At 63.7% G+C, this 26,853-nt stretch carries 31 protein-coding genes; 16 read left to right on the top strand and 15 right to left on the bottom strand.

All coding sequences use genetic code 11. From position 1 onward, the window contains the following. The first annotated feature begins 339 nt into the window (after positions 1–339). Positions 340–1,101: an SDR family oxidoreductase gene (locus NKH22_RS11255; RefSeq protein WP_023710952.1), complete on the top strand. Its 762-nt coding sequence runs from the start codon at positions 340–342 to the stop codon at positions 1,099–1,101. A gap of 12 nt (positions 1,102–1,113) precedes the next feature. Here NKH22_RS11255 and NKH22_RS11250 read toward each other — a convergent pair whose 3' ends face one another. Then, positions 1,114–2,298: a pyridoxal phosphate-dependent aminotransferase gene (locus NKH22_RS11250; RefSeq protein ID WP_023710953.1), complete on the bottom strand. Its 1,185-nt coding sequence runs from the start codon at positions 2,296–2,298 to the stop codon at positions 1,114–1,116. A gap of 83 nt (positions 2,299–2,381) precedes the next feature. Between NKH22_RS11250 and NKH22_RS11245 the strand changes: the two genes are divergently transcribed. The 4 genes from NKH22_RS11245 to denD are packed head-to-tail and all read left to right on the top strand — an operon-like array spanning position 2,382 to position 5,315. Then, the gene (locus NKH22_RS11245) at positions 2,382–3,068 is read left to right on the top strand and encodes a GNAT family N-acetyltransferase (protein WP_352909540.1); all 687 of its coding nucleotides are present in this window, start codon (positions 2,382–2,384) and stop codon (positions 3,066–3,068) included. Between the two features lie 15 nt (positions 3,069–3,083). Then, positions 3,084–4,055 carry a cation diffusion facilitator family transporter gene (locus tag NKH22_RS11240; RefSeq protein ID WP_023686391.1) on the top strand — a complete coding sequence of 324 codons (972 nt, stop codon included), beginning with the start codon at positions 3,084–3,086 and terminating at the stop codon, positions 4,053–4,055. Positions 4,056–4,113: 58 nt separating this feature from the next. Beyond that, entirely contained in the window at positions 4,114–4,320 is a 207-nt protein-coding gene (locus NKH22_RS11235; protein ID WP_023686390.1) for a hypothetical protein, read from the top strand. 11 nt (positions 4,321–4,331) lie between these two features. Next, positions 4,332–5,315: a D-erythronate dehydrogenase gene (gene denD / locus NKH22_RS11230; RefSeq protein ID WP_023733467.1), complete on the top strand. Its 984-nt coding sequence runs from the start codon at positions 4,332–4,334 to the stop codon at positions 5,313–5,315. 10 nt (positions 5,316–5,325) lie between these two features. Here denD and NKH22_RS11225 read toward each other — a convergent pair whose 3' ends face one another. The 4 genes from NKH22_RS11225 to NKH22_RS11210 all read right to left on the bottom strand — a co-directional run bounded on the left by NKH22_RS11225 (position 5,326) and on the right by NKH22_RS11210 (position 9,366). Beyond that, on the bottom strand, positions 5,326–6,498 hold the full coding sequence (locus NKH22_RS11225) for a nickel/cobalt transporter (protein WP_502900247.1): 1,173 nt from the start codon (positions 6,496–6,498) through the stop codon (positions 5,326–5,328). Between the two features lie 8 nt (positions 6,499–6,506). Beyond that, a complete protein-coding gene (locus NKH22_RS11220) occupies positions 6,507–7,175 on the bottom strand; it encodes a DUF1007 family protein (RefSeq protein ID WP_023695722.1) in 669 nt (222 codons plus the stop codon). A gap of 89 nt (positions 7,176–7,264) precedes the next feature. Next, positions 7,265–8,164: a LysR family transcriptional regulator gene (locus tag NKH22_RS11215; RefSeq protein ID WP_023671925.1), complete on the bottom strand. Its 900-nt coding sequence runs from the start codon at positions 8,162–8,164 to the stop codon at positions 7,265–7,267. 2 nt (positions 8,165–8,166) lie between these two features. Continuing rightward, positions 8,167–9,366 carry an amidase gene (locus NKH22_RS11210; protein ID WP_023695723.1) on the bottom strand — a complete coding sequence of 400 codons (1,200 nt, stop codon included), beginning with the start codon at positions 9,364–9,366 and terminating at the stop codon, positions 8,167–8,169. Positions 9,367–9,905: 539 nt separating this feature from the next. On the opposite strand from NKH22_RS11210, the gene odc2 reads away from it, so the two are divergent. Both odc2 and NKH22_RS11200 read left to right on the top strand, forming a co-directional pair. After that, on the top strand, positions 9,906–11,039 hold the full coding sequence (gene odc2, locus NKH22_RS11205) for an ornithine/lysine decarboxylase (RefSeq protein WP_023671923.1): 1,134 nt from the start codon (positions 9,906–9,908) through the stop codon (positions 11,037–11,039). A gap of 90 nt (positions 11,040–11,129) precedes the next feature. Next, the gene (locus tag NKH22_RS11200; RefSeq protein WP_023728392.1) at positions 11,130–11,726 is read left to right on the top strand and encodes a GNAT family N-acetyltransferase; all 597 of its coding nucleotides are present in this window, start codon (positions 11,130–11,132) and stop codon (positions 11,724–11,726) included. 69 nt (positions 11,727–11,795) lie between these two features. On the opposite strand, the gene NKH22_RS11195 is transcribed toward NKH22_RS11200, so the two are convergent. The 8 genes from NKH22_RS11195 to flhA all read right to left on the bottom strand — a co-directional run bounded on the left by NKH22_RS11195 (position 11,796) and on the right by flhA (position 17,368). Further along, the gene (locus tag NKH22_RS11195; protein ID WP_023683274.1) at positions 11,796–12,080 is read right to left on the bottom strand and encodes an SCP2 sterol-binding domain-containing protein; all 285 of its coding nucleotides are present in this window, start codon (positions 12,078–12,080) and stop codon (positions 11,796–11,798) included. Positions 12,081–12,275: 195 nt separating this feature from the next. After that, the gene (locus NKH22_RS11190) at positions 12,276–12,824 is read right to left on the bottom strand and encodes a hypothetical protein (protein ID WP_352802932.1); all 549 of its coding nucleotides are present in this window, start codon (positions 12,822–12,824) and stop codon (positions 12,276–12,278) included. 28 nt (positions 12,825–12,852) lie between these two features. Then, positions 12,853–13,269, bottom strand: a complete 417-nt coding sequence (locus NKH22_RS11185; RefSeq protein WP_352909537.1) for a hypothetical protein — start codon at positions 13,267–13,269, stop codon at positions 12,853–12,855. A gap of 13 nt (positions 13,270–13,282) precedes the next feature. Continuing rightward, positions 13,283–13,855, bottom strand: a complete 573-nt coding sequence (locus NKH22_RS11180) for a rod-binding protein (RefSeq protein ID WP_023671918.1) — start codon at positions 13,853–13,855, stop codon at positions 13,283–13,285. An 89-nt stretch (positions 13,856–13,944) separates the two neighbouring features. Next, positions 13,945–14,079 carry a hypothetical protein gene (locus NKH22_RS11175; protein WP_023691742.1) on the bottom strand — a complete coding sequence of 45 codons (135 nt, stop codon included), beginning with the start codon at positions 14,077–14,079 and terminating at the stop codon, positions 13,945–13,947. Positions 14,080–14,146: 67 nt separating this feature from the next. Continuing rightward, positions 14,147–14,530, bottom strand: coding sequence for a hypothetical protein (locus tag NKH22_RS11170; RefSeq protein WP_023691741.1), 384 nt, complete (start codon positions 14,528–14,530; stop codon positions 14,147–14,149). A 1-nt stretch (position 14,531) separates the two neighbouring features. After that, positions 14,532–15,284: a flagellar biosynthetic protein FliR gene (gene fliR, locus NKH22_RS11165; protein WP_023691740.1), complete on the bottom strand. Its 753-nt coding sequence runs from the start codon at positions 15,282–15,284 to the stop codon at positions 14,532–14,534. Beyond that, a complete protein-coding gene (gene flhA / locus NKH22_RS11160) occupies positions 15,281–17,368 on the bottom strand; it encodes a flagellar biosynthesis protein FlhA (RefSeq protein WP_023671908.1) in 2,088 nt (695 codons plus the stop codon). Before flhA ends, fliR begins: the two co-directional genes overlap by 4 nt. Positions 17,369–17,491: 123 nt before the next feature. Here flhA and NKH22_RS11155 point away from each other — a divergent pair, with 123 nt between their 5' ends. Beyond that, a complete protein-coding gene (locus tag NKH22_RS11155) occupies positions 17,492–17,791 on the top strand; it encodes a putative quinol monooxygenase (protein WP_023671907.1) in 300 nt (99 codons plus the stop codon). Between the two features lie 39 nt (positions 17,792–17,830). Here the strand turns inward: NKH22_RS11155 and NKH22_RS11150 are convergent, their stop codons facing one another. Next, positions 17,831–18,145 (bottom strand): hypothetical protein, encoded by a 315-nt coding sequence (locus tag NKH22_RS11150; protein WP_155921527.1) that lies wholly within the window; start codon positions 18,143–18,145, stop codon positions 17,831–17,833. Positions 18,146–18,315: 170 nt separating this feature from the next. On the opposite strand from NKH22_RS11150, the gene NKH22_RS11145 reads away from it, so the two are divergent. The 8 genes from NKH22_RS11145 (at position 18,316) to NKH22_RS11110 (ending at position 25,091) form a co-directional block, all read left to right on the top strand. Further along, positions 18,316–18,600, top strand: coding sequence for a hypothetical protein (locus NKH22_RS11145; RefSeq protein WP_023671906.1), 285 nt, complete (start codon positions 18,316–18,318; stop codon positions 18,598–18,600). Between the two features lie 71 nt (positions 18,601–18,671). After that, on the top strand, positions 18,672–19,325 hold the full coding sequence (locus NKH22_RS11140) for a helix-turn-helix domain-containing protein (protein ID WP_027049833.1): 654 nt from the start codon (positions 18,672–18,674) through the stop codon (positions 19,323–19,325). Between the two features lie 37 nt (positions 19,326–19,362). Next, positions 19,363–20,439, top strand: coding sequence for an extracellular solute-binding protein (locus tag NKH22_RS11135; protein ID WP_023686368.1), 1,077 nt, complete (start codon positions 19,363–19,365; stop codon positions 20,437–20,439). A gap of 22 nt (positions 20,440–20,461) precedes the next feature. Further along, positions 20,462–21,334: an ABC transporter permease gene (locus NKH22_RS11130; protein WP_023671903.1), complete on the top strand. Its 873-nt coding sequence runs from the start codon at positions 20,462–20,464 to the stop codon at positions 21,332–21,334. After that, the gene (locus NKH22_RS11125; protein ID WP_023671902.1) at positions 21,334–22,131 is read left to right on the top strand and encodes an ABC transporter permease; all 798 of its coding nucleotides are present in this window, start codon (positions 21,334–21,336) and stop codon (positions 22,129–22,131) included. Before NKH22_RS11130 ends, NKH22_RS11125 begins: the two co-directional genes overlap by 1 nt. Beyond that, the gene (locus tag NKH22_RS11120; RefSeq protein ID WP_023735029.1) at positions 22,128–23,243 is read left to right on the top strand and encodes an ABC transporter ATP-binding protein; all 1,116 of its coding nucleotides are present in this window, start codon (positions 22,128–22,130) and stop codon (positions 23,241–23,243) included. Before NKH22_RS11125 ends, NKH22_RS11120 begins: the two co-directional genes overlap by 4 nt. Positions 23,244–23,278: 35 nt before the next feature. Beyond that, positions 23,279–24,664: an NAD(P)/FAD-dependent oxidoreductase gene (locus NKH22_RS11115; RefSeq protein ID WP_023710965.1), complete on the top strand. Its 1,386-nt coding sequence runs from the start codon at positions 23,279–23,281 to the stop codon at positions 24,662–24,664. 58 nt (positions 24,665–24,722) lie between these two features. After that, positions 24,723–25,091, top strand: coding sequence for a cupin domain-containing protein (locus tag NKH22_RS11110; protein WP_081725355.1), 369 nt, complete (start codon positions 24,723–24,725; stop codon positions 25,089–25,091). Between the two features lie 23 nt (positions 25,092–25,114). Here NKH22_RS11110 and NKH22_RS11105 read toward each other — a convergent pair whose 3' ends face one another. Beyond that, positions 25,115–26,758 carry an MFS transporter gene (locus tag NKH22_RS11105; protein WP_023671898.1) on the bottom strand — a complete coding sequence of 548 codons (1,644 nt, stop codon included), beginning with the start codon at positions 26,756–26,758 and terminating at the stop codon, positions 25,115–25,117. Positions 26,759–26,853: the final 95 nt, after the last annotated feature.

The raw sequence follows: 26,853 nt of genomic DNA, 5'->3' as shown, positions 1-26,853 counted from the left end.
TGGGGCAGGGGGGCCGAGGCCGGAAAAATGCGTTAACGTCTCGTTTACCGAGGAAGCGCATGATTTTAGTCAGTCGGATCGGCTTTTCCTCCTCCCAAGCCCGGTTCAGATCAGGGGGCGGTCGCCAATGACCGCCCTTTTTGTTGGACCGATCACATAAAGCGCGTGGCGCTTCATGTTTTTGTCCTGATGCATGTCGTTCTCTTAGAACCGGGGCCACTTTTGAGCGACATGCATTAGTGTCCGGCTTGCCATGATCGCCCTCATTTGCGATGGGTCGGTGCATTCGGATGCACCCCGATCTGTGCCGGGGATGCGCGGCGCGCAGGAGCAAAATCCATGACAGCCCTCACAGAGAAAACCGCCATCGTCACCGGCGCCGGCACCGGCATCGGCAAGAGCGTCGCCACGGCGCTGCTCAAGGCGGGCTGGAACACGGTGTTTTGCGGCCGCCGCAAAGCGGTGCTCGACGCCGCCATTACCGAAGCCGGGAAAGCGGACGCCAAGGCGCTGGCAGTTGCCTGCGACATCAGCAAGGCCGGCGAAGTCGATGATCTGTTCGAGACGGTGGCCGCAGCCTTCGGCCGCGTCGACCTGCTCTTCAACAATGCCGGCATGAGCTACAAGTCGACGCCGATCGACGAGATACCGGTCGAGGTTTGGAACGATATTGTCGGCGTCAATCTCACCGGATCCTTCCTGTGCGCCCGCGCCGCCTTCGGCGCCATGCGCAAGCAAAAGCCGATGGGCGGCCGCATCATCAACAATGGCTCTGTGTCGGCCTATGCGCCACGGCCGGGCTCGGTGCCCTACACCGCGACCAAGCACGCCATATCGGGGCTGACCAAGACGCTGGCGCTCGACGGCCGGCCCTATGATATCGCCTGCGGCCAGATCGACATAGGCAACGCGCTGACCGATATGGCGCATGCCATGACGGTCGGCGTGCCGCAAGCCAATGGCACCATCGCCGCCGAAGCGGTGATGGACGTCCAACGCGTCGCCGACGCCGTCGTCCACATGGCCAGCCTGCCGCTCGACGCCAACGTGCTGTTCATGACCGTGATGGCGACCAAGATGCCGTTCGTGGGGCGTGGGTGAGCAGCCGAAGGCCTACTTCTTCAAAAACGCCTCGATCCGCTCCAGCGCTCGCAAGATGTTCTCTTCGGAATTGGCGTAGGAAAGCCTGATGTAGCCTTCGCCGAGAATGCCGAAATCGGGACCGCCGATCAGCGCCACGCCGGCCTCCTCGAGCAGTGCCGAGGCGAGCTTCTTGGCCTTCCAGCCGGTCTTCGAGACATTCGGAAAGGCATAGAAGGCGCCCTTCGGCGTTATGCAGGAGACGCCGGGCAGCGCGTTCAGCCCCTCGACCACGATCTTCCTGCGGTTGTCGAAGGCGCGCATCATCTTGTCGACATCGTCCTGCGGGCCGTCGATCGCGGCGATGCCGGCGAACTGGCTCGGCGCGTTGACGCAGGACCAGCAATTGACCGCCAGCTTGCGGACCTTGTCGTAGAGATGCCCGCCCTTGTCGCCATTCGGCCAGATCGACCAGCCCATGCGCCAGCCGGTCATCGCCCATGTCTTCGACCAGCCGTTGAGCACGATCAGCCGGTCGCGAATTTCCGGAAAATTGAGCAGCGAAAAATGCGTCTCGCCGTCATAGGTCATGACGTCGTAGATTTCGTCGGAGAGGATGGCGACCTGCGGATGCGCTTGCAGTCCCTTCACCAGCTTCTCGATCTCGGCGCGCGGCGTGACGCCGCCGGTCGGGTTGGCCGGTGAGTTGAGGATTAGCAGTCTGGTCTTCGACGTGATCAGCGCCAGCGTCTCTTCTGCCGAGAAGGCAAAGCCGTTCTCCTCGCGGATCGGCACCGGAATGGGCGCGGCGCCGGTGAACTCGATCATCGAGCGGTAGATCGGAAAGCCTGGGTCTGGATAGAGGATCTCGGCGCCGGGTTCGCCGAACATCAAGATGGCCGCGAACATGGTCGGCTTGCCGCCGGGCAGGATCATTACATTCTCGGGCGAGACTTCGACGCCGGTAGTGGTCAGCGTGCGCCGCACCACCGCTTCGCGCGTCGCCAGCAGGCCATTGGCGGGGGTGTAGCCATGGTGGCCGTCGCGCAGCGCCTTGATCGCGGCCTCGACAATGTGCTGCGGCGTTTTGAAGTCGGGCTGGCCGATGCCGAGATTGACGATGTCGCGGCCCTGTTGAGCCAGTGCAGTCGCGCGCGCCAGCACGGCAAAGGCGTTTTCCTCGCCGAGACGGTCGAAGGCCGAAATCGTGTGGAGCATTTTTCCCGTCCGTGTGGTTCTTGCTGTTAGGTCGCGTTTTTGTGAGCGTCTGCTCACAAAAGTCAAACGGATTGGAGTTTTGCGTGTCGGAAAATCTCAAAGATTGGCAAGCGCGTCCGCGGCCCGAGCGCAAGCCCATTGACGGCCGCTATGTCCGGCTCGAACCGCTGAGCGCCGAAAAGCACGGCGATGGGTTGTACGAGGCGTCGTCCGTGCCCGACATCGATGGACGCTTTGCCTGGCTGCCCGACTACCCGCCGCAAACCCGCGCCGATTTCCAGCCATGGCTGGACAAGGTCGAGGCGAGCGAGGATCCGCTGTTCTTCACCGTCATCGACAAGGCCAGCGGCAAGGTCGCCGGGCGACAGACGCTGATGCGCATCGATCCCGCCTATGGCGTCATCGAGATCGGCAACATCTATTGGGGGCCACTGATCTCGCGCAAGCCGGCAGCGACCGAGGCGCAGTTCCTGTTCATGAAGTACATTTTCGACGGGCTCGGCTATCGCCGCTACGAGTGGAAATGCAACAACCGCAACGACCCTTCGAAGCGCGCTGCGGAGCGGTTCGGCTTCAAGTTCGAGGGCATTTTCCGCCAGCATCTTGTGGTCAAGGGTGAAAACCGCGATACGGCATGGTACTCGATCATCGACAAGGAATGGCCGGCGCTGCGCAAAGCCTATGAGGCATGGCTCGATCCTGCCAATTTCGATGGCGAAGGCCGGCAGAAGCGGCGGCTCGAGGATTTACGCGCCGAGTTCGGCGCGTAACAGGAGTTTTTTCCGATGGCGCACAGCCATGATCATGGTTTGCATGCTGGGCATGGCGCCGGCCATGTGCATGGCTCGACCGACAAGAAGCGTGTGCTGATCGCAGCCTGCCTGACCGCCGGCTTCATGGTGGCCGAAGGGCTTGGCGGCCTTTTGACGGGATCGCTGGCGCTGCTGGCCGACGCCGGCCACATGCTCGCCGACTCGATCGCGCTTGGCCTTGCCTGGTACGCCTTCCATCTTGGCGGGCGGCCGGCGACGGTGCGCCTCACCTACGGCTTCGGCCGAGTCAAGACGCTGGTTGCCTACACCAACGGCATTGCCATCTTCGCGATTGCGCTGTGGATCGTCTACGAAGCCTGGGGCCGGCTGATGACGCCGGCGCCGGTGCTGGGCGGGCCGATGCTGGTGGTGGCGATCGCCGGCCTTCTGGTAAACTTCGCCTCGTTCTTCGTGCTGCATGGCGGCGACCGCGACAGCCTCAACATGCGCGGCGCCATCCTGCATGTGCTGGGCGACCTGCTCGGTTCGGCGGCGGCGATCGTGGCGGCGCTGGTCATCCTGGCCACCGGCTGGACGCCGATCGACCCGATTCTGTCGGTGCTGGTCTCGGTGCTGATCCTGTCCACCGCATGGTCATTGATGCGCGAAGCCGCCCACGTCCTTCTCGAAGGCGTACCGGCAAGCCTCGACCGCGACATCATCGCCAAGGACATTGCCGGCACCGTCAAGGGCGTGCGCGAGGTGCACCATATGCATGTCTGGTCGCTGGACGGCTCCAGCAACATGGCGACGCTGCATGCCTGCCTCAACGATGGCGTCGATCCGCACCAGGCGGTCAGCGCCATCAAGAAGCGGCTCGCCGCCGAACACGGCATCAGCCACGCGACGGTCGAACCGGAATTCGGCCAGTGCGCCGACAGCCATGACGAGCACGATCATGACCACGACCATGGTGCGCCACCGCATCACGGCCATTATCACTGACAGGGAATTTCATGGCATTGGCATCCGAGTTGACGAGTTCCCGCTGTGGCGGGACGGCATGATGGATCGCGACACGCGAAACGCGCTGATTGCCGCAGCCTGGATCATGCTGCTGTTCGGCATCGCGGCGTTCTATCTGCCGACCGTGATGCTGGCCGTCGGCAATGTCTCGACCGTGCTTGCCGGCATCGTCGGCATCGCCTTCGTGCTGGCATTCTTTCTGGTGTTCTGGTTGCGGGGTCGCAGCCAGAACAAGGGCAAATAAGAGGCTTTGAAATGCGCATCCTGATTACTGGCGCCGCCGGCATGGTCGGCCGCAAACTTGTCGACCGGCTGGCCAAGGACGGCACGCTCAACGGCCGCAAGATCACCGGGCTCGACCTGCACGACATCGTGCCGCCGCAGGCGCCGGCGATGGACGGCGTCAGCATCGCCACGCATACCGGCGACCTTGCCGACGCCGGTGCTGCCGAGAGCCTGGTCGCCTCACGCCCCGACGTCATGTTCCATCTCGCCGGCATCGTGTCGGGCGAGGCGGAGGCGAATTTCGATCTCGGCTACCGCGTCAATCTCGACGGCACACGGGCTCTGTTCGATGCGGTCCGGCTGGCGGGCTTTTCGCCGCGTCTGGTCTTCACCTCGTCGATCGCGGTGTTCGGCGCGCCGTTCCCCGATGTCATCCCGGACGACTTCCATCCGACGCCGCTGACCTCCTACGGCACGCAGAAGCAGATGAGCGAAGCGCTGCTGGCCGACTATTCCAGGCGCGGCTTCTTCGACGGCATCGGCATAAGGCTGCCGACCATCTGCGTGCGGCCCGGCAAGCCGAACAAGGCGGCGTCAGGTTTCTTCTCCGGCATCATCCGCGAGCCGCTGAGCGGCCACGAGGCGATCCTGCCGGTGCCGCGCTCGGTGCTGCACACCCATGCCAGCCCGCGCTCTGCGGTCGGTTTCCTGATCCATGCCGCCGGGCTCGACGGTGCCGCTGTCGGGCCGCGCCGCAACCTTACAATGCCCGGCGTTGCCGTCACCGTCGGCGAGCAGATCGAGGCGGTGGAGCGCACTGCAGGCGCCGAGGTGGCGAGCCTGATCCGTGAGGAGCCCGACGAAACGATCTGGGCGATCGTCAAGGGTTGGCCGACGCGCTTCGAGGCGCGCCGTGCAAGGGACCTCGGCTTCAGCGCCGAAAACAGTTTCGATGAAATCATCCGCGCTCATATCGAGGATGAGCTGGGCGGAATGATCGCGGGTCAGGCCTGACCCGCCGAGGTCACACAGCTCCGGACAGGCTCGCCGACAACAGCAACAGCCCGAACAGGAAGACGAAGGCGGCGCCGCCGATTTCGACGACTGTGTGGATGCGGTTGCCCATGCGGCCGTCGCCGGCGAAATAGACCGCCCAGTTCTTGGCGGTGACTGCGATCGTTGCCAGCGCCGAGACTGTGATGGCGGTTCCAATCGACATCGCCAGCACCGACAGCAGGCCGCCGAGCCACAGGCCGTTGAGCAAAGCGAAGCTCAGCACAATCAGCGCGCCGGAGCAGGGGCGGATGCCGACGGCGGCTACAGCCGACCAGGCCGTGCGCCAGTCGAAGCGGTCGCCCGACAGCAGCGCCGGATCGGGCGCATGTGAGTGGCCGCACGTATCACAGACCTCGCCGGCTGGGTGATCGTGAGCGGCGTGATCGTGATGAGCGTGGTCGTGATGGGAATGATCGTGTGTGTCGTGGTCGTGCGCAGCGTGATCGTGATGATCATGCGAATGGTCGTGATGCACATGCAAGGCATGCGAATGCGCATGCGCCGCGTGGCTGTGAGCGGCATGCGAATGGCCGCCATGGGAATGACCGGCGTGGGCTGCCGACAGGCTGTAGGCGGGCGCCCTGCCGAACCAGCGCTGGACCGTGGGCCCAAGCTTGCGCCACAGCAGCCAGGCGCCGAACAAAGTGACGAAGACATAGCTCATGATCTCCATGAACCAGGCTGCGTCGGTCATCGAGATCGCGGTGCCGCGCAGGACGAAATAGGCAAGCAGCATCACCAGGATCGCGGTCAGGCCCTGCAGCAGCGCCGAGACGAAGGACAGCAGGATACCGCGCCTGAGCGCCACTTCATTGGCCACCATGTAGGACGAGATCACCGCCTTGCCGTGGCCGGGGCCGGCGGCGTGGAAAATGCCGTAGGCGAAGGACAGGCCGATCAGCAGCCACATCTTGCTGCCGTCCTCGCGCATTGCTTTCATCGCCGTGGCCAATGCGCGGTAGAATTCCTGCTGGCGCAGATTGATCCACATCAGGATGTGGGCGAACGGGCCGGTGGTGGGCGCCATGCCGTCATTGACACCGATGCCGAGTGAGCTCTGGGCATGGGCCTGCCCGAGAAAGTGCGTCATCAGCAGGGCAGCGGCCACAAGGCCGAATGCCAAACGCAGGGACGGTTTCATCACCGGATCTATCCTTCTGGCGGGCAATTCAGTTCGAGCTTGGTGGCGAAGATCTTGCTCATGTCGGTGCCTGTCGGGTCGTTGAAGAACGCGTCCGTCAGGGTCTTCTGGTTTTCCTTGATCGCCTCGTCTGGATCAGGCCGGATGACGCTCTTGGTGCAGTTCGAGGGCAGGCCTTCCACCGTGATGTTGCTATCCTCGGTGAAGTCGATCGCTGTGTAGAAGGTTGGATCGTAGACGCCGAAATCGATCTTGCCGGCGAGCTTGATCGGCACCTTGGGTTCGGATTCGAACAGGATGATCAACTGGTCGTTGTCAAAATTGGCCATCAGATGCGGTGGCGGCGTCATAGGCACGTCCTTGCCGTCGACGGTGACGAGCTGGAAATAGTTGAATTCGGCCAGCGAGGCATGAACTGTGTCGGCGACATCCTTCAGCTCCTTGTCGTCAAGCTTCAGGTCGGAGTTCTTGTCGAACTCCATCATCACCGTACTCGAAAACAGATCATCGAAACGCCAGAGGTGACGCAGCGCTTTCACACTTTGGTGATCCGGAGAGAGGATCACGTCGAGGCGGGCCTCGGCGAAGACATGAGGATGCGCGCCAGCCGCTCCGACGGCGGCAAAAGGCGCCGCCAAGGCCGAAGCCAGCATGATTGCGTGCCGTTTCAGATGCATTCTCGGTCGCTGTTCCATCGGCCTCGGAGAGATTTCGAGAGGTTACCAGAAACGGGGCGAAATTGGGACCGCGGCACGGCAAGACCGGGTCAGGCGCTCTCGCGGTTCTTGAACCACTGCACCAGAAAATCGACGAAGACACGGACCTTGGCCGGCAGATAGCGGCGGTGCGGGTAGACGGCGAAAATGCCGCTGCCCGACTGGATGCGGTCGTCAAGCAAGGACACCAGCAGCCCGGATGCGAGGTCGGGTGCGGCGATGAAATCCGGCAGGATGGTGAAGCCCAGACCGGACACGGCGGCGGCTCGCGCGGCCATCGGGCTGTTGACCTCGATCGGACCCGATACGTTGACACTGACAGACTCCTCGCCATCGCCCCTGAAGCGCCAGTTGGCGAGCGAGCGGCCATTGGTGTCGACGATGCAGGGCAAGTTGGCGAGATCCTGCGGGCGCGTCGGCTTGCCGTGCTTGGCGATCAGCTCCGGCGAGGCGCAAAGCTTGATCGAAAACGGCCCCAGGCGGCGGGCGATCAGCGATGAGTTCTCCAGGCGCGAGATGCGCACGGCAAGATCGAAACCTTCCTCGACCAGATCGACAAAACGGTCGTCGAGATGGATGTCGAGCACGATGTCGGGATGCTGCTTGGCGAAGTCGATCAGCGACTGGCCGATCGGTGCATCGGCAAAGGTGCGCGCCGCCGACAGCTTGATCCTGCCGCGCACGTCACCGGAGGATTCGCGCACGGCGTCGGCTAGGCTGTCGACCTCGCGCACGATTTCCGAAGCGCGGCTGTAATAGGTATGGCCGGCCTCAGTCAACGAGAACTGCCGCGTGGTGCGGTTGAGCAGCAGCGCGCCGAGTTCGTCCTCGAGTTCGCGCACATATTTCGACAGCAGCGCCTTGGAGCGACCGATCTTGCGCGCGGCCGCCGAAAAGCCTTCGGCCTCGACGACGTCGATGAAGGCGCGCATGCGGGTCAGTGTATCCATCATCAGGCCTTTCGTGCCGCATCGAGAATTCGCCGGCCGAGCCGTATCAGGGCAATGTCGCTGCCGGGAGGGCCGAGCAGCGAGAGGCCGAAAGGGGCACCGTCAACCGAGCCCAGCGGCAGGGTGATTTGCGGAAAGCCTGACAGACCCGAAAGGCACAAAAGATGCAAGGCCCTTTCGCGGTAGGCCTGGAGCTGCTGCGGCTCGCTTTTGACCAGAGGTGCGGGGCCTGGAACGGTGGGCAGGACAAGAAACCCGTCCTGGCCGAGCAGCGCGGCTAGCTCGGAGCGGAACGTCAGGCGGCGCACCGCCTCGGCGCGCGCGGTCTTTTCGTCGATCGTGCGGCCAAAACCAAAGCGCTCCTCGACGCCCGGCCCGAGATCGCGCTCGCCAGAAATGATCCAGGCGCCATGCTGCTGCCAGGCCTCGGCGGCCTGGAGGCGGCGAAAGCACCAGTAGAGCTCGTCGGGGAAGGAGGCGAAGCTGTACTCTTCCGGCGCCGGCTCACCGATAAGACTGGCGGCCAGCGCTCTCATCCTGGCATATTCGGCTGCCTCGGCGGGGCCGGCCACGAAAGCGTCCAGCCAGCGGATCGAAAGCGGCCGGGTGAGCGGATATGGATGCGGGTCGCGGCCGAGCAGCAATTTGCCGATCGTCTCATAGGTCTCGATGTCGTCGGCGAACCAGCCGAATGTGTCGAAGCTCGGCGCCAGCTTCATCGTGCCTTCGAGCGAAATGCGGCCATGCGTGGTGCGCAGCCCGATCAATCCGCAAAAGCTCGCCGGGGCGCGGATCGAGCCGCCGGTGTCCGACCCGGTAGCGATATCGGCAAGCTTGCCGGCCACCGCCGCCGCCGAGCCTGACGAGGAACCGCCGGTGACGCGATCGGGAGCGGCCGGGTTCACCGGAAACGGAAAATGCGCGTTCTGGCCCATCAGCGAGAAAGCGAACTCGTCGGTCTGCGTCTTGCCGATGAAGCGCGCGCCGGCGTCGAGAATCATCTGCACGGCCGGTGCCGTGCTGGACGCGGCATGCGCCTCGTCGAACTTCACCAGATTGCCGCAACCGGTGCGGTAGCCGGCGACGTCGTAAATGTCCTTTACCGCCAGCCTGAGCCCGGCCAGCGGCCCCAGTTCCGCATTGGCGACCGGCATGCGGCGCAGGTCAAGAAAGGCGTTGAGCGGGCCGTGCGTGCCTGGCATCGTTCGATATCCGTATACAGTAGGCCCAGCATTGTTCGATGCCGGAAATTTTACAACCTGGGATACGATTTTTATTGATTGTGAAATCTTTCGATCTTATATCGCGCTTGCCCAAAGTCGCACGTGCCTGTGGGTGTCCGCCGATCCTCGAATGGTGAGGGAAATCGGTAAGGTAACTGGAGCTAACCCCTCCAGTCGGTCTAGCGGCCAACCGCCAGCCCGAGGACACCTTGAAGCAACGACGGTGCGGGCCTTTCTGGTGTTCTGCCGGTCGTCCAAAGACCGGGGTTACTGAAGAGGCACACCTTCATTGCCGGCAGTGCGGACGGGTCTCCCATCCAAGCCAAGGCAGACAAAGCGAACCGAGGCCGGGCAAGGCCAAGGTTCACCGCCGCGAGACGGCGTTTCATGGTTCCGGGGTCTCCACCGGCTGGTTCCATGAATTTCCGTCCCGCCTTTGTTTGACCGCGCGTCGCGAGGCCGAGAGCCCGCGTCCGCAGCCTTATTGCGCGCCGCAAGGCGTTAATGGAGAGACCCCGATGGCCACTCAGCGCATCCTCGACTTCCTCGCCACCCGACGTCCGTCCGGCCCCTGCCTCGTCGTCGACCTCGATGTCGTGCGCGACAATTTTCGCGCCTTCGAAAAGGCGCTGCCCGATTCCCGGATCTACTATGCGGTGAAAGCAAATCCGGCGCCGGAAATCCTGCGCCTGCTTGCTGCGATGGGCTCATCCTTCGACACCGCTTCCGTTGCCGAGGTCGAGATGGCGATGGACGCCGGTGCGCCGGCGGACCGTATCTCCTTCGGCAACACCATCAAGAAGGAGCGTGACATTGCACGCGCCTACCAGCTCGGCATTCGGCTGTTTGCCGTCGATTGCGTCGAGGAAGTCGACAAGATCGCCCGCGTCGCTCCCGGCGCCCGCGTGTTCTGCCGCGTGCTGACCGACGGCGAAGGCGCCGAGTGGCCGCTGTCGCGCAAGTTCGGCTGCGTGCCGGCGATGGCCGTCGACGTGCTGCGCCATGCCAGGACGCTCGGCCTCGACGCCTATGGCGTGTCGTTCCATGTCGGCTCGCAGCAGACCGACCTGACGGCGTGGGACCGTGCGCTGGCCGACGCCAAGAAGGTGTTCGCCACGCTCGCCGATGAAGGCATCGTCCTCAAGATGGTCAATATGGGCGGCGGTTTCCCAACGCGCTACCTCAGGGACGTGCCGGCGGCCCAGGCTTACGGCCAGGCGATCTTTTCGGCGCTGCGCAAGCATTTCGGCAATGCCATCCCGGAGACCATCATCGAGCCGGGCCGCGGCATGGTCGGCAATGCCGGCGTCATCAAGTCGGAAGTCGTGCTGATCTCCAAGAAGGCCGAAAACGACAATGTGCGCTGGGTGTTCCTCGACATCGGCAAGTTCGGCGGTCTGGCCGAGACGATGGACGAGGCGATCCGCTATCCGATCGTCACCCGCCATGACGGCTCGGAGACAGCACCTTGCGTGCTCGCCGGCCCGACCTGCGATTCGGCCGATGTGATGTACGAGAAGACGCCGTATCCGCTGCCTCTGTCGCTGACCATCGGCGACGATGTGCTGATCGAAGGCACCGGCGCCTACACGACCACCTACTCGGCGGTCGCCTTCAACGGCTTCGAGCCTCTCCGATCCTACGTGATCTGACGGCTTCGGCCTTCAGATCACCTCAGACGGACGTTTGCGTCCGCTCGGGTTCGCCTGTGGAACAAGCTCCGCTCGTGAAGGATCGCGGAAATGGACATTGTAAATTACATTGACGGCATTGGATTCTCCCCCTCGAGGGGGGAGATTGCCGGCGCCATTCCCATCGTCGCCGAAACTGCGGCAGACATTGCATCGCGTGAAGCGTTGCTCGATCGCGCCATGGGGCCGATGCGGCGCAAGAAATCGTCGGAGAAGCTGCGGCGTGGCCGCCGGCCTTCCGAAGGTCTCGCTTTTGTCGTGCGGGATGCCGCCGGCGCGGTTGCCGGCACGGTGCGGCTGTGGGACGTACGTCTGGGCGAGGGCGGCCCGGGAGCACTTCTGCTCGGACCGCTCGCCGTCGATCCGGCGCTGAAGAACGCCGGCATCGGCTCGGCGCTGATGCGCCATGCTTTGGCCGAGGCCGCGCGTCTCGGCCATGCCGCGGTGCTGCTGGTCGGCGATGCGCCTTACTATGGCCGCTTCGGCTTCTCGGCGGAGAAGACCGGCGCGCTCGCCATGCCTGGTCCGTACGAGCGGCACCGCCTGCTGGCGCTGGAACTGATCGATGGTGCGCTCGACGGCGCGCGTGGCACGCTGAGGGCTGCAGGTCGCAAGCTCAAGGCACAGAGGCTGTCGCTGGCCGCCTGATTGTCCAAAAACAAACGCCGCCGGTCCTTTGCATTTCAGCGAGGGCGGCGTTTTGTTTTTGCGAAGGGCTCAGCCGATCAGTTGGCTGAGCGCCATGGCGACCGACATATCGCCTTCGACCTTTATCTTGCCGGACATGAACGCCATGGTCGGGTTGAGGTCGCCGGCGATCAGCGAATCCAGATCGTCGAGCGACAGCTTTATGGTGCAGTCGGTCGGCGCGTCGGTGGTCGAGACGGTTGCGCCGTCGATGACGATGACGCCGTTGCTGCCGGTATCGAACTTCACGGAATGTTCGAACCCGGCGCTCGCCACGCGCGACCTCATCTTCTCGGCAATGTCCTGAACGCTCATGACTGTTCTCCTGGTCTCGTTGCGTTTTGCCGCGCTTCAGTGACCGGCCTCCGCCGAAGTCACTGTCTCGCGCGTACCGCGATCCGGGTCGCTTGGCGCATATAGCTTCGAGTTGACGTAAACGTCAACGCGCGATGCGTCATCTCGTTTCAGTCGGAAGGAATGCGGCAGAGAACATTCGCCGTGCGACGAAGGTTAGTGTTCAGCACCGGGCTTCGCCGCCTCGGCCTGGGCCGATTCCGCCGGGGCCGGTTCGGTCGGCGTGGCCGGATCCTTGCGGCGGCGCATGGCGTTGTCGCGGATTTCGTCCTTGGTCAGGAAGTTGACCTGGTCGATCAGCACTTCATGCACCAGGTCGGCGCCGACGCGAGCGTTGACGGTGTCGCGTATGGCCTTGCGGAAGGCATCGAGATCGATGGTTTCCTTCTTGGTGAAGTCGATCTGAGGATTGGAGTAGAGATAGGAATACACCTGATCGGTCATCAGCGCTTCGGCCGGGATCGACATCTTCTTTATCTCGGCCGGCTCGACCGTGTAGACGAGCTTGGTGAGGAAATAGCCGTCGATCTTGGAATCGCGGATCAGCGGCACCGAGATGATGTCGGTCTTGACGTAGTCGAGGCCACCCAGCATCGGTTTCGGCGTCTCGCCGACGCCGCGCTCACCGGCCGCCTGGAACGAATAGAACACCGCGCCAAGCGTGGCGGCGCAGATCCAGATCGCGGCGGCGATGAATTTGATCACCGGTTGTTCCCGCCTGTTGCCGAGATCATCAGCTCGCCCAACCGAATTCGCCGGCCGAGTATGTGCCGTCGGCTTCGGCGCGCTGAATGGCGTTCTTCAACAGCGTGGCGACTTCGTTGACCGCGTTGAGGTGGGCGAGGATTGCAGCCTCGTTTTTCGCGAGCTTGTGGCGCAGCCGCGCCAGACTGTCGCGATGCTGTTCCAGGAATTCGATCTCGTTGGCGCCCTTCATGGCGCGGGTCAGCTCATAGAGGTAGCGGCTCTTGCGGGCGTTGGAGGCCTTGAGGTCATAGCTGGTGTCGTTCTTCAAACCGGCCGTCTCTTCCTCGACCGCTTCCTCGATGCGGCCGATGATGGCGGCAAGGTTGCCCGGCCGTGCAAACGGGATCGGCGCTTCGGACGTACGCGCCGGCAGGTTGGAAGAGTATTTTGAAAAATCGGCCATTGAAAATCCTGGTCTAGATCTTGATTTCGGTTTTGATGGTCGTCTCGTCGCCGGTCATCGACCGTGCGGCCTTGCGCTGCAATTCCTCGACCAGCGAGGTGGACAGCCGGGTCTGCTGGTCGATCTCGGTCTTGTGCGGCCCGGTTGACACCGGGCCGATCGGCACGGTGCGCTTGCCGTCCTTGTAGTGGTCGGCGAGCAGCGATTTGGCGATGCCGATCCCTCCGCGCTCGGCCATGACGTCGGCGACACGCTCGGCAAGCTGCGATTTCCACATGTCGCCGGCCAGCCCCTTGCCGTAGACGCCCTCTGTGTCCTTGGGCAGCATGTTCTGGATGAAGGTCTGCAAGACCATCGCCTCGAACTTCTTGAACTTGCTGGCGGGATCGGCATTTGCGGCGGCCTTGTCGGCGGTGGCGCGCGACAGGATCGAGCCGGCATCGACCGAAGCAGCCATGTCGACAGAAAAATTACCGCCAACGCCGTTGGCCCGCTTGGCCAGCGCGGCACGGGCAGCCTCGATATCCGCCGGGTCGACGGCTCGGGCAACATCGAGAACGATGTCGCTGGGTGGAGAAATCGCCAAGAAAGTCCGCCTCTTTGCCGGGTTTCCTGAGCGACCATGCCGCAGCAAGCTTGTGGCAGGCTTGCCGGCTCGAAATCCTTCGCCGGATGCTAGGCCATTGCTATCAGCAGCGGCAACTCCGGCTGGGTCGATGCGATCTGGTCGTTTGCGGTGGGCGCTGCCGGCGTCGCCATGGTCAGATCGTAGGTGGCGTAGGCGCAGAGGCCGAACACGGCGCCGTACACCCAACACAGCCCGCCGCACGGAACGAAACCGAACGCCGTCCGCAGGTGACCCGGCTCTAACTTCCGATTATTCCTGCCCTCGCCTCTGCGCGATCAGATCGAGCCGGTCGCGGTCGGAGCGTTCGCGTTCGTCCTGTCGGCGCACGTCCTTGTAGGCGCGCTCGACCATGTTGGTGCGCGCCGTCGCAGTGGCGATGAGCGTGACCTCCTGCCTGGCGCCTTCCAGGCTCGCTTCCTGCCGGACCAGCGCATTGGCGATGCGGCGATGGTAGAGGTCAGGGAACAGCACCGCCATCGACTGGTCGGCGTCGAAATGCTGGACAAGTTCCCTGGCCTCGGTTTCGGCGGTTGCCGCTGCCGCCAGGAAGGCCGCATGGCGCGTCTCGTGCAGGGCCTTCAACTGCTCCTGCACCTTGACCAGTTTCTTCAGCCGTTCCTTGCGCGTGCTCATCTCACCTCGCCAGCGTCAGGTCGACAAAGCCGTCGACGAACAGCGACAGCATGGTGCCGATGGCGAAGTAGAAGATGATCATGCCGCCGGCGATGACGAAAGGCAGCGAGATAAAATAGACCGGGATCTGCGGCGTCAGCTTGTTGACGAAGCCGATCGTCAAATTGACGAGAATGGCATAGGCGATGAACGGGCTGCCGAGCCGGATGACCAGGAAGAAGGCGTCCGACACCGTGTCGGTGAGATCGACCAGGGCGGCCTGGGGATTGAAGAAGACGTTGACCGGCGCCACCGTGTAGGAGGCGACCAGAGCGCGGATGATCTCGTGGTCGAAATCGAAGACGAAGAGCAGCAGCAACGCTGAAAACGAGATGATGGCGGCGAGAGCCGCCTGCGGTTCTGGCTCCTCGATGGCGGGGCCGCCGGTGCCGCCATAGCCGATCAGCATGGCGATGGCCGAACCCATGAAGCGCAGAGCCTCCATGTAGAGCCTCGTCATCGCGCCGATCAGCCCGCCGACCAAAAGTTCGGAGATGATCATCGGCGCCAGCACCTGCGGACGCGCATCGACGAAGGGAAAGATCTTGTCCCACAGGAAGGCGAGCAGGCCACCGGTGGCGGCGATCGACACGAACAGCCGGACCTGGACCGGCACGCGGGCGCTGGACAGGCCCGGCATCAGCATGAAGCAGGCGCCGATGCGACAGAAGGCGAGGAAGGCGGCGATGACGACGCCTTGCGACAGTATGTTCACGAGATCGTCCCGAGCACCTTGATCTCGACGCCCTTGGCGATTTCGACATGGGAGAGAACGGGAAGCGTCGTGAACAGGCGCTCGATGATCATGCGCACATAGGGGCGAGCATCGGGCGCGGTGACGAGGACAAAACGCTCGCCGGCCTCGAGATGCTTGCGGATCGCCTTGGTCGCGTCCTGGCCGAATTCCTCCAGCTGGCGCGGGTCGATGTCGAATTCGCGCACCTCGCCCTTGGCGTCGCGCTTGAGGCTCTGGTGGAAGGCGAGGTCCCAGCGGTTGCCGAGGCGCAGCACCTTGAGCATGCCGCCCTCGGAGAGATCGCCGCAGATCTGCTGGGCCATGCGGATGCGGACATGCTCGACGATCTGCTCGGTGCGGCGCACATGCGGCGCGATCTCGGCGATAGCCTCGATGATCAAATGCAGGTTGCGGATCGATACGCGTTCGGCCAGCAGCAATTTCAGCACCGCCTGCAGGCCGGGATAGGAGATGTGCGAGGTGCAGATCTCGTCGGCGAGCTTGCGGTATTCCGGATCCTGGCGCTCGAGCAGCGCCTTCATGTCCTTGTAGGACAGAAGCTGCGGCAGGTTGTTGCGGATCACCTCGGACAAATGGGTGAGCAGCACCGACATGTTGTCGGCAAAGGTATAGTTCTCGCGCTTCAGATCCTCGGCGAAGGTTTCGAGCACCGAGAAGGCGCGCATGCCGAAGGCCGGCTCGCGGATTTCCTCGCCGGGAACGTCGGGCAAATCCCGGTTCCCCAGCAGCACCATGATCTCGCCGACGCGCATCTGGTATTCGGCGACGACGGTGCCGTGGACCTTGATCTGATAGCTTTTCGGCGGGATGCCGAAATCGTCGGCGACGCGCACTTCCGGCACGACGAAGCCGTATTGCGTGGCAAATTTCTTGCGCATCTTGGCCATGCGGAACACCAGTTCCTGATGCGACACCAGCAGCCGCGTCGACAGCTGCTTGCCGATCAGAAGCTCGATCTCGGCGGTGGTCAGCGAAGCCTTGACCGAGTTCTTCTCTTCCTCGACCTTGTTCGCCTTCTCCAGATCCTTGATCGCTTCGGCGGCGGCAGCCTCGCGGTTGGCGCGCATCGGGATGACGTAGCCAAGACCGGCCATGCCTGCAGCCAGCGTGAAGAACGGGAAGAACGGCAGGCCGGGCATCAGGCCGAGCAGGACGAGCAGCGAGGCCGCGACATAGAGCGCGCGCGGATGCGCGCCGAGCTGGCCGAACACCGCCTGGTTGGTCGAGCCGCGCGTGCCGCCCTTGGACACCAGCAGGCCGGCGGCGAGCGAAACGATAAGCGCCGGGATCTGGGTGACCAGGCCGTCGCCGACCGACAGCTTGATGAAGACATCGGCGGCTTCGCCCATGCCCATGCCGTGCCTGATGTAGCCGATGGCGATGCCGCCGACGATGTTGATGGCGGTGATGATGAGGCCGGCAATGGCATCGCCGCGCACGAATTTCGAGGCGCCGTCCATCGAGCCGAAGAAGGACGATTCTTCCTCGAGTTCTCTGCGGCGCAGTTGCGCTGTCTTGTCGTCGATCATGCCGGCGGACAGGTCGGCGTCGATCGACATCTGCTTGCCGGGGATAGCGTCGAGGGTAAAGCGGGCGCCGACTTCGGCAATACGGGTGGCGCCCTTGGTGATGACGATGAAGTTGACTACGATCAGGATCATGAAGACGATCAGGCCGATGACGAAATCGCTGGCCATCACCAGTTTGGAGAAGCCGGCGATGACATAGCCGGCGGCGTGCGTGCCCTCATTGCCATGCGACAGGATCATGCGCGTGGTGGCGATGTTGAGCGACAGCCGCAACATGGTGGCGATGAGCAGCACGGTCGGGAAGGACGAGAAATCGAGCGGCCGCTGGATCCACAGCGCCACCATCAGGATCAGCACCGACAATGCGATCGAGAAGGCGAGGCCGATGTCGATGAGGAAGGCCGGGATCGGGAGGAACAGCACGGCCAGGATGATGACGATGCCGATGGCGAAGAAGACATCGCGGCCGTTCTTGGCCACTGTTCCTGTCGCTAAGCTTTCGCTGACGGCCATATCGTCCCCAATCACAAGCCTGCCGAGCACGCGACAGCCCTTCGAGCCTAACCGGTCAAGCTTGCGCGAGGGTGGGAGGACTGGTTACTTGCCAGGACGACAGAGGCCTTGAGGAGAGAGATCATGCTGGTGATCATCGGCACCATTCGCCTGCCTGCGCAACTGCTCGACGAGGCAAGGCCGGCCATGCGGCGCATGATACTGGGCAGCCGTGCGGAGCCCGGCTGCATCGAATACTCCTACGCGCAGGACGTGCTCGACGTCGGGCTCATCCATGTAACCGAGGTGTGGAGCGACAGGGCCGCGCTCGACGCGCATTTCCGCTCGCCTCACATCGCCGATTGGCGGGCGAGCTGGGCATCGCTCGGCATAGGCGAGCGCAACCTCATGCTCTATGAGGCCGGCGAGCCGAAGCCGATCTGAGGACCGGGCACAGTCAAGAAGGCGTGGGCCCAAGAAAATCTAGCAGGCGTTGACCTGTCTGCAGGACCATCCGCCGCCATCGGTATCGTGGCAGTCTTCATAGCTGCCGTAGCAGGTGTTCGTCGAATTGCGATACCAAGGGTAGCCGCCGGGACAGCAAACATCTTGTTGTGCAGTCTGGATAAATTCCTTTGCCGGCCGGCTTTGGTTTTCCGGATTGCCTCCCGCCAAAAAAAGAGACATCGGGTGTGACACAACAGACCTAACCGGCATATCCATGCTTGAATTGCTCACCGCAGACGAGCTCAAAAAAATCATGCCAACAGCTAATGAAAAAAATCCCCGCGCACTCATCTTCTCCTCCTTGAGGGAAATAGAGACGGCCAAAAATAACACAGCTGCGTCGATTGCGTAAGCGATCGCTCATATACCTCGACACGCTCGCGGGGAATTGAAGCGGGGCGGCAAGCCTGACTGCGCCTCAGCGCCAGAATGGCGCCGCAAGCAGCCGGCATTATGTCGGCGTGCTGATCGTCGCCGAACTGCACAGCGATCCGTCCGATGGTGAGACGCCGGTGCTGGCGCCGGCCAAATTCCGGCATGCGGTGCTGGTGCCGACCATGAACGTCCGGTCCACCGCCGAAACCATCCAGCGCGCCGTCGCCGAGGAACTGGCGGTGGTCGAGAATTTCGACAACCGGGCCGTTGTCGGGCTTTTGACCGAGGGCCATCTGATGCGGCGCTACGCGGAGGAACTCGACAAGGCGCGGCGCGACCGGGCGAAGACTAGGCCTCGGCCGGCATCTTAAATGTCCCTACTCGGCGCTTGCCACGTGTACAGTGTCACTGTACAAATTGTTCAGTGGGAGAAAAAGACGGGATGAGCACCGACCAGGCTCCGGTCAAGAATGGCGTCGCCTCGACGGCGACGCATGCCCATCAGATGCTGGGCCAGCGGCTGAAGAGCCTGCGTCTCGGCCGGCGGCTTTCGCTGCGCGAACTCGCCGAGCTGACCGGGACCAGCGCCAGCTTCATCAGCCAGCTCGAGCGCGGCCTGACCGGCGCCAGCACCGCCTCGCTCAACCAGATGGCCTCGGCGCTGGGTGTAAGCGTGGCGATGCTGTTCGAGGATAGTGCCGCCGGGCAGCGCGGGGTCTTGCTGCGCAGCGAGCGGCCGAGCCTGCCGCCCAGCGACGGCTGCCGCAAGATGCTGCTCTCGCGTCCCCCTTTAAGCGACATGGAAGTCTATGTCGGCGAGTTCGAAATCGGCGGCTCGACCGGCCCAGCGCTCTACACCCATGGCGACGCGCACGAGATGCTCGTCGTGTTGCGCGGCATCGTCGAGGTTTCGCTCGGCGATGTCAGGCATGTGCTGGAAGAGGGCGACAGCATCGAATACGCGACATCGACAGCACATCGCTCAGAGAACATCGGCAGTGGCCGAGCCGAGGTGATGTGGATCATTGCGCCACCGACTTCGGTGCGCGCCGAACTCGATCAATACAGGGCCTGGAAACCGCTCGCAGCCAGGTAGGTTCAATCCATGCGGGTCAAATGGGAGAACAATAATCATGCTGAAAACAAGACATCTTGGCCTTGGCGCCGTGCTGGCGCTCGGCGTTCTGGCAACCGCAGCGTTCGCGCAGGAAAAGCCTGTCGCGGGTGAGGTCAAGGAAGGCTCGCTCAAGGGCAAGACGCTGACGCTCGTCTCTTATGGCGGCATCTACCAGGACGGCCAGGCCGCCGCGCTCAAGGAGTTCGTCGAAAAGTCCGGCGCCACGCTGCTCAATGACGGGCCGACAGAGATCGCCAAGCTGCAGGCGCAGGTCGAATCCGGCAACGTCACCTGGGACGTCGTCGACACCGCCGACCTGCCGCCTTACGTCTATTGCGGCAAGCTGTTCCAGAAGCTTGATTTCAGCAAGCTCGACGTCTCCAAGGTGCCCGAGGGCCAGGTCGGCGAATGCTCGGTGCCGGCCATGAACTACGGCGTCGTGCTGATGTACAACAAGGAGAAGTATGGGGATAACCCGCCCAAGAACTGGGCCGATTTCTTCGACACGGCAAAATTCCCCGGCACGCGCGCGCTCGACGGTTCGGGCGACCCGACGGGCGGCCTGCTGGAGCAGGCGTTGAAGGCCTCTGGCGGCGACCCGAAGGCGATGACGGTGGCCGACATCGACAAGGCCATCGATGTCATCCGCAAGCTCGGTCCCGACACGATCTATTGGAAGACCGGCGCTGAATCGCAGCAGCTTGCCGAATCTGGCGAAGCCGACATGCTGATGATGTGGACCGGACGTGCCATGACGGCGGTGAAGAACGGCGCCAAATATGCGCCGGCCTGGCAGGACTGGCTGGTGGTGATGGACCAGATGACCATTCCGGTCGGCGTCAAGGATACGGATGCGGCTTATGCGCTGCTCAATGCCTATCTCGGCAAGGGGGCGCAGGAGATCCTGGCGCAGCAGACCTCCTATACGCCGATCAACAATGACGCGCAGCCCAAGGTCGATGCGTCGGTCGCCGCCTTCCTGACCAACACGCCCGAGCGCCAGAAGCAGGGTTACAAGCAGAACATCAAGTTCTGGGTCGAGAACTTCCCGGTGGCGCAGGAGAAGTGGTCGGCGCTGATGGCCGGCAACTGAACAGCCAAGTGAGAGCCAGGCCGTGAGCGCGTCCGAACCCATCGCCCAACCCGCCGCCCATGCGCGGTCGGGTCGGGCATGGCGGCCGTTCGCGCTCACGGCGCCGGCGCTCATCCTGCTCGTCGCGGTGATCGGGTATCCGCTGCTCACCATCGTGCTGCGCAGCCTGTCGGAACCTGAGTGGGGGCTGCAGAACTATGCCTGGTTCTTCGGCGCGCCGGTCAACCTGACAGTGCTGCAGCGGACTTTCGTCATTTCGGCCTGGGTGACGCTGGTCTGCGTCATCGCGGCCTATCCCTATGCCTATCTGATGACCGCGGTCGGGCCGCGCGTCCGGCTGGTGCTTGTGCTTTGCGTGCTGATCCCGTTCTGGGTGAGTGGTGTGGTGCGAACGCTGTCATGGGTGATCCTGCTGCAGGATTCGGGCGTCATCAATTCGTTGCTGCGCTCGGTCGGGTTCGGCGCGGTCAAGCTGATCCGCACCCAGACCGGCGTGGTCATCGGCATGGCGCAGGTGCTGTTGCCGTTCATGATCCTGCCGCTCTATTCCGTGATGCAAGGCATCGACCTCAGGCTGATGCGTGCGGCGCAAAGCCTCGGTGCGCGGCCGTCGCGCGCGTTCTTCACCGTCTATCTGCCGCTGTCGCTGCCCGGCGTCTATGCCGGCGCGGTCATCGTCTTCATCCTGTCGCTCGGCTTCTACATCACGCCGGCTTTGCTCGGCGGCCCGCGCTCGACCATGCTGTCGACGCTGGTGCAGACGCAGGTGCTGAGCCTGCTGCAATGGGGCAGGGGCGGCGCCATGGGCGTCGTTCTGCTGGTCACCACCTTCGTGCTGCTGGCGCTGGCAGCACCTGTGATGCGGTCCAGGCATCGGGAAGCGGGGCGGCGCTGATGGAGATGAAGCCGCTCACCCGCGTTCTTCTCGGGCTCGTCTGCCTGCTGGTGGCGATATGGCTGGTGGCGCCGACGCTGGTCGTGGTGCCGATGTCGTTCAACGAAAACAAATCGCTGGCGTTTCCGCCGCAAGGCTTTTCCTGGCAGTGGTACCAGAATTTCGCCACCAATCCGGACTGGTCGAACAGCTTCCTGAATTCGCTGAAGGTCGCCTCGATCGTGGCGGTGCTGGCGACGGTGCTCGGCACGCTTGCCACCTTCGGCCTCGACCGCATGAAGGCGCGGCCGGCGAACCTTTTGCGTATGCTGATGCTGACGCCGATGGTGGTGCCGGGCGTGGTGCTGGCGATCGGCATCTATGCCGTCTATCTCGACACGCAGCTCGTCGGGACGCTGCTCGGCTTCGTGCTGGCCCACACCATCCTTGCGCTGCCCTTCGTGCTGATCGCGGTCTCGGCCAGTCTCGAAGTGTTCGACCGCCGGCTGGAGACAGCCGCAGCCAGCCTGGGCGCCGGCGCACTGACCACGTTTCGCACGGTGACGCTGCCGCTGATCGCGCCGGGCGTGCTCTCGGGCCTGCTGTTCGCCTTCGCCACCTCGTTCGACGAGATTGTCGTGTCGCTGTTCATCACGAACCCCTATCTCAAGACATTGCCGGTGCAGATCTTCGCCTCGATTACGCGCGATGCCGACCCGACGGTGGCGGCCGTCGGCACGATCCTGCTTTTCGCGACCACGATCCTGATCGCCGGCGGCATGCTCCTTCTTGGCCGCGAGCGGAAAGGACGCCAATGAATCCGAAGCCGACAAGCAAGGGCGCCTCGATCGATCTCGAAGCGATCAGCAAGGCCTATGGCGGCTTCAAGGCGCTGGACGGCGTGTCGCTGCGCATCGAGCCCGGCGAGTTCATGACGCTGCTTGGCCCCAGTGGTTCGGGCAAGACGACGACGCTCAACGTGATCGCCGGTTTTACCGACGTCACCAGCGGCAAGCTTTTGGTTGGGGAAAAGAGCGTCGTCGGCGTGCCGGCGCACAAGCGCAACATCGGCGTCGTCTTCCAGCACTACGCGCTGTTCCCGCATATGAGCGTCGGCCGCAACGTCGCCTATCCGCTGACGCTGCGCGGCGTCGACCAGGCGACGCGGCAGACACGCGTGGCAAGGGCGCTCGACATGGTCAAGATGGGCGATTTTGCGCATCGCTATCCCAGCGAATTGTCGGGAGGCCAGCAGCAGCGCGTGGCGTTGGCACGCGCCATCGTCTTCGACCCGCCGCTGCTCTTGATGGACGAGCCGCTCGGCGCGCTCGACAAGAAGCTGCGCGAATGGCTGCAGCTCGAGATCAAGCGCATCCACCGCGAGCTCGGCACCACCTTCGTCTATGTCACGCATGATCAGGAAGAGGCGCTGGTGCTGTCCGACCGCATCGCCGTGTTCAACCGCGGGCGCATCGAGCAGGTCGGCACCGGCCGTCAGCTCTATGACGAGCCGGCAACGCTGTTCGTCGGCCGCTTCATCGGCGATTCCACCGTGCTGCGCGGCAAGGCGCGCAGCGATGGCAACAGCACCGCGCTGAGCATCGCCGGCGAGACGGTGACGGTACCGCGTAAGCTGTCGGGAGAAGCCAGTCCGGTGATGCTGCTGCGTCCCGAAAAGCTCGCGATCCAAAGAGCCGGCCAAAGTGCTGCCAATGGCGCCAACCGCCTGTCGGGGACGATCGCGGAAGCCATCTATCTCGGCTCGGAATCGAAATACGAAGTTAAGCTCGCCGACGGCTCGGCCGCGATCGTGCGCTCACCGGTGACCGGCGAGAGTTTTGGCCTCGGCGACAAGGTCGAGCTCTGCTTCGACGGCAGCGACGCCAAGCTGCTGGCGGACGACGCAAGCGCCGAGACCACACTCACCTGATCCCATCTGGCCTGATCCCATCTGAAAGTCATTCCATGCAAGCCAAGCGCAACGGCGACATATCGTTCTGGTATGCGGATCTGGGGGCGGTTCCCGTTCCGCGCCCGCCCTTGCCTGGAAACATCGAGGCCGATGTCGCCATTGTCGGCGCCGGCTATACCGGCCTGTGGACCGCCTACTATCTGAAAAAGGCGAAGCCATCGCTGCGCGTCGTGATCGTCGAGCGCGAAATTGCCGGCTTCGGCGCTTCGGGGCGCAATGGCGGCTGGCTGTCGGGCGGCTTCAGCTGGTCGCGCGAAAAATATCTCAAGACATCGAGCCGCCAAGGCGTGATGGCGATGCAGGCGGCGATGGCAGGCTGCGTTGATGAAGTGATCCGGGTCGCGACCGAGGAAGGCATCGACGCCGACATTCGCCGCGTCGACAATCTGACGGTGGCCACCAACGCAGCGCAGTTGGAGCGCGTGCGCGAAGAATGCGAGACGATCCGTTCCTGGGATGTCGACCCGAACCGCGTCGAGATGCTGGACGCCGCCTCAACGCGCACGCGCATCAACATCCGTAACGTCATGGGCGGCTTCGTCGTCCATGGCCAGGCGCGGGTGCAGCCGGCCAAGCTGGTGCGTGGGCTTGCCGATGCCGTCGAGCGGCTGGGCGTGCCGATCTATGAGAAGACGACGGTGACAAGCATCGCCAAGGGCAGCGTGACGACAGACCGCGGTACGGTGCAGGCGGAGACGATCATCCGCGCGACCGAGGGTTTTACATCAGGCATCCCCGGCGAGGAGCGGACCTGGCTGGCGCTCAACAGCGCGCAGATCGTGACTGAGCCGCTGCCGCCCGACCTGTGGCGCGACATCGGTTGGGAAGGGCACGAACTGCTCGGCAATGCGGCGCATGCCTATTGCTATGCCCAGCGCACGCGTGAGGGACGCATCACGATGGGCGGACGCGGCGTGCCTTATCGCTACGGCTCGCGCACCGACGTCAACGGCCAGACGCAGCAGGCCACGATCGACCAGCTGCACACGATCCTGACGACGCTCTTGCCGCAGACCAAGGGATGCCGCATCGATCACGCCTGGTGCGGCGTGCTCGGCGTGCCGCGCGACTGGTGCACCACGGTCGGCCTCGATCCCGCGACCCGCATCGGCTGGGCCGGCGGCTATGTCGGCCTCGGCGTGTCCAGCTCCAACCTTTCGGGGCGCACGCTGGCTGACCTTGTTCTCGGGGCAAACACCGAGCTGACGAAGCTGCCCTGGGTCAACCGCAAGGTCAGGCCATGGGAACCGGAGCCCTTCCGCTGGCTGGGCGTGCATTCGATGTACCAGCTTTATCGCATTGCCGATGGCCGCGAGGCGGCAGGGCTTGCGCGCACCTCGAAGCTGGCCGCGTTGGCCGACAGCATCACCGGCCACTAAAGCCATTTGTTCTCACGCAATTCCGGGGCAGACCCCTTTCCTGGAATTGCTCTTATCCATGGAGCTAGACTTGATCGATCTTTCGACCTTCCACGATCTCGCCAAGGCCGAGATCGGCGCGTTCTCTCCTAAGCCAAGCTCGATTGAAGGCGATCAGGTCGAGGCCGTGCGCTCGTTCTTTCAATCGCCTGACGGGACTGTCGATGTCGGCATCTGGGAATGCACGCCCGGCCGCTTCACCGCCGATCGTTCGGACTCGTCGGAGATCTGCCACATCATTTCGGGGCGCGTGGAACTGAGCCGCATCGATGGCGAGGTGCGGGAACTCGGTCCGGGCGATCTCCTCGTCCTGCCGCAGGGCTGGAAGGGCGAGTGGCTGATACGCGAGACCACGCGCAAGCTCTACATGATCCAGAGCGCCGGCTGACCGGCGCTACGGCTATGGCGAGCTCAGTGATCGATCGGCCCCTTCGGCGAGACCAGCGCGGTGCCGGCGGTCGTCGGGCGCTCGATCAGGCGGCGCACGCGCGGCGGTTCGTCGCCGCTGTGCAGCGCCCGCACCCGCTCGCCGACGACGGCGTCGGCATGGGTGGCGCGCCGGTTGTGGCGGATGTATTCCAGCCAGGTCGGCGTGTGGTAGTGTTCGATCCAGACTGCGGGATTTTCTAGGTCCCGAGCCAGCGTCCAGTTGCGGGCGCCGTCGCGGCGGCGGATGCGCCCGCGCTCGGCCATGGTGGCGAGGAATTCGGGTACATCTTCGTCGCGGATAATGTACTCTATCATGATGGCGATGGGGCCGCTGCGCGGCTTCAGGTCGAGGCCGAGATGCGGCTCCTTGAAGCGGTTGAGCGGGTCGAGGTTGAGAGTCGTCTGCTGCGGCAGCGGCAGGAACAGGCCGATGGCGCCGCCAACAAGCATCGCGATGGCCGCCGCAATCAGCGCGGTTTCGGCGCCATGCGCATCGGCAACGACGCCCCAGATCCAGCTGCCCAGCGCAATGCCGCCGAAGGTCGCCGTCTGGTAGACCGACAGCACCCGGCCGACGACCCAGCGCGGCGTCGACATCTGCACCGTGACGTTGAAATGCGACAGCGCGATCACCCAGCAGGCGCCGCCGATGAGCAAACCCGCCGCAGTCTGCCAGGCATTGAGGCTGATGGCGGCATTGAAGGCGCAGACGGCAAAGCCGGCGAAGGCCATCCGCACCATCGTCTCGCTGGACAGCAATTGTCTGAGACGCACGCTTATCAGCGCGCCGCCGACGGCGCCGATGCCGAAGGCGCCGAGCATGATGCCGTAGGTCAAGGCATCGCCCTTGACGACGTCGCGCGCCACCAGCGGCAGCAGCGCCAAAACCGCGCCGGCGCTGAAGCCGAAGGCGGAGCCCCTGACCAGCACCTTGCCGATGTTGGGCGACATGGCGACATAGCGCAGGCCGGCGCCCATGGCGGCGCCCAGCGTCTCGCGCGGCAGCGTCGAGACCGGCAGCTCCGGCTTCCAGCGGAAGAGCACGATGATGAGACCTATATAGCTCAGCGCATTGGCGGCGAACGCAGCAGCCGCACCAGCGGCGGCAACGATGATGCCGCCGATCGCCGGGCCGACGCTGCGTGTCAGGTTGAAGCCCAGTGAATTGAGTGCAACCGCGGCCGGCAGCTTGTTGCGCGGCACCATGTCGCCGACCGATGCCTGCCAGGACGGGTTGTTGAGCGCCGTGCCGCTGTCGATTAGGAAGGTGAAGGCAAGCAGCGTCCACGGCGTCATCCAGCCGTTCCAGGTGAACAGCGTTAGAAGTGCAGAGACGACCAGCATGAAGATTTGGGCGATCAGCATCACCTTGCGCCGGTTGAAGCTGTCGGCGATGGCGCCGGCGACGAGTGCAAACAGCATGATCGGCAGAGTGGCCGAGGCCTGGACCAGCGCCACCTGATAGGGCGACGTGGCGATGGTGGTCATCATCCAGGCGGCGCCGACGCCCTGGATCAGGCCACCGAAATTCGACACCAGGCTGGCCGACCAGACGGCGCGGAAGATGCCGTGCCGGAACGGCGCCAGCGCCGAAACGCGTTCGCTGTCCGGCTCGTCATCGATCATCAGACCTGTCCCACCTTAACGTGCTGGTTTCGTCCGCGGGGACGACAATCATGGCATCCGTTTGAAATAGAGCACGACATCCAAAAGGGCGAACG

It is taken from the genome of Mesorhizobium sp. M1252 (assembly GCF_040318265.1).
Taxonomy (GTDB): domain Bacteria; phylum Pseudomonadota; class Alphaproteobacteria; order Rhizobiales; family Rhizobiaceae; genus Mesorhizobium.
Note: the sequence above shows the minus strand (reverse complement) of the source record. Positions and strands in the feature narration are given on the sequence as shown.

What these genes read in the sequence shown, in the direction of transcription:
- NKH22_RS11215 (WP_023671925.1), bottom strand. Translation starts at nt 8,164, where the DNA reads ATGGATACACTGACCCGCATGCGCGCCTTCATCGACGTCGTCGAGGCC.
- flhA (WP_023671908.1), bottom strand. Translation starts at nt 17,368, where the DNA reads ATGGCCGTCAGCGAAAGCTTAGCGACAGGAACAGTGGCCAAGAACGGC.
- NKH22_RS11185 (WP_352909537.1), bottom strand. Translation starts at nt 13,269, where the DNA reads ATGGCCGATTTTTCAAAATACTCTTCCAACCTGCCGGCGCGTACGTCC.
- NKH22_RS11155 (WP_023671907.1), top strand. Translation starts at nt 17,492, where the DNA reads ATGCTGGTGATCATCGGCACCATTCGCCTGCCTGCGCAACTGCTCGAC.
- NKH22_RS11210 (WP_023695723.1), bottom strand. Translation starts at nt 9,366, where the DNA reads ATGCCAGGCACGCACGGCCCGCTCAACGCCTTTCTTGACCTGCGCCGC.
- NKH22_RS11240 (WP_023686391.1), top strand. Translation starts at nt 3,084, where the DNA reads ATGGCGCACAGCCATGATCATGGTTTGCATGCTGGGCATGGCGCCGGC.
- NKH22_RS11110 (WP_081725355.1), top strand. Translation starts at nt 24,723, where the DNA reads ATGGAGCTAGACTTGATCGATCTTTCGACCTTCCACGATCTCGCCAAG.
- denD (WP_023733467.1), top strand. Translation starts at nt 4,332, where the DNA reads ATGCGCATCCTGATTACTGGCGCCGCCGGCATGGTCGGCCGCAAACTT.
- NKH22_RS11170 (WP_023691741.1), bottom strand. Translation starts at nt 14,530, where the DNA reads ATGAGCACGCGCAAGGAACGGCTGAAGAAACTGGTCAAGGTGCAGGAG.
- NKH22_RS11135 (WP_023686368.1), top strand. Translation starts at nt 19,363, where the DNA reads ATGCTGAAAACAAGACATCTTGGCCTTGGCGCCGTGCTGGCGCTCGGC.
- NKH22_RS11200 (WP_023728392.1), top strand. Translation starts at nt 11,130, where the DNA reads ATGGACATTGTAAATTACATTGACGGCATTGGATTCTCCCCCTCGAGG.
- NKH22_RS11125 (WP_023671902.1), top strand. Translation starts at nt 21,334, where the DNA reads ATGGAGATGAAGCCGCTCACCCGCGTTCTTCTCGGGCTCGTCTGCCTG.
- NKH22_RS11105 (WP_023671898.1), bottom strand. Translation starts at nt 26,758, where the DNA reads ATGATCGATGACGAGCCGGACAGCGAACGCGTTTCGGCGCTGGCGCCG.
- NKH22_RS11140 (WP_027049833.1), top strand. Translation starts at nt 18,672, where the DNA reads ATGAGCACCGACCAGGCTCCGGTCAAGAATGGCGTCGCCTCGACGGCG.
- NKH22_RS11150 (WP_155921527.1), bottom strand. Translation starts at nt 18,145, where the DNA reads ATGAGTGCGCGGGGATTTTTTTCATTAGCTGTTGGCATGATTTTTTTG.
- NKH22_RS11115 (WP_023710965.1), top strand. Translation starts at nt 23,279, where the DNA reads ATGCAAGCCAAGCGCAACGGCGACATATCGTTCTGGTATGCGGATCTG.
- NKH22_RS11120 (WP_023735029.1), top strand. Translation starts at nt 22,128, where the DNA reads ATGAATCCGAAGCCGACAAGCAAGGGCGCCTCGATCGATCTCGAAGCG.
- NKH22_RS11235 (WP_023686390.1), top strand. Translation starts at nt 4,114, where the DNA reads ATGATGGATCGCGACACGCGAAACGCGCTGATTGCCGCAGCCTGGATC.
- NKH22_RS11195 (WP_023683274.1), bottom strand. Translation starts at nt 12,080, where the DNA reads ATGAGCGTTCAGGACATTGCCGAGAAGATGAGGTCGCGCGTGGCGAGC.
- odc2 (WP_023671923.1), top strand. Translation starts at nt 9,906, where the DNA reads ATGGCCACTCAGCGCATCCTCGACTTCCTCGCCACCCGACGTCCGTCC.
- NKH22_RS11225 (WP_502900247.1), bottom strand. Translation starts at nt 6,498, where the DNA reads ATGAAACCGTCCCTGCGTTTGGCATTCGGCCTTGTGGCCGCTGCCCTG.
- NKH22_RS11250 (WP_023710953.1), bottom strand. Translation starts at nt 2,298, where the DNA reads ATGCTCCACACGATTTCGGCCTTCGACCGTCTCGGCGAGGAAAACGCC.
- NKH22_RS11255 (WP_023710952.1), top strand. Translation starts at nt 340, where the DNA reads ATGACAGCCCTCACAGAGAAAACCGCCATCGTCACCGGCGCCGGCACC.
- NKH22_RS11220 (WP_023695722.1), bottom strand. Translation starts at nt 7,175, where the DNA reads ATGCATCTGAAACGGCACGCAATCATGCTGGCTTCGGCCTTGGCGGCG.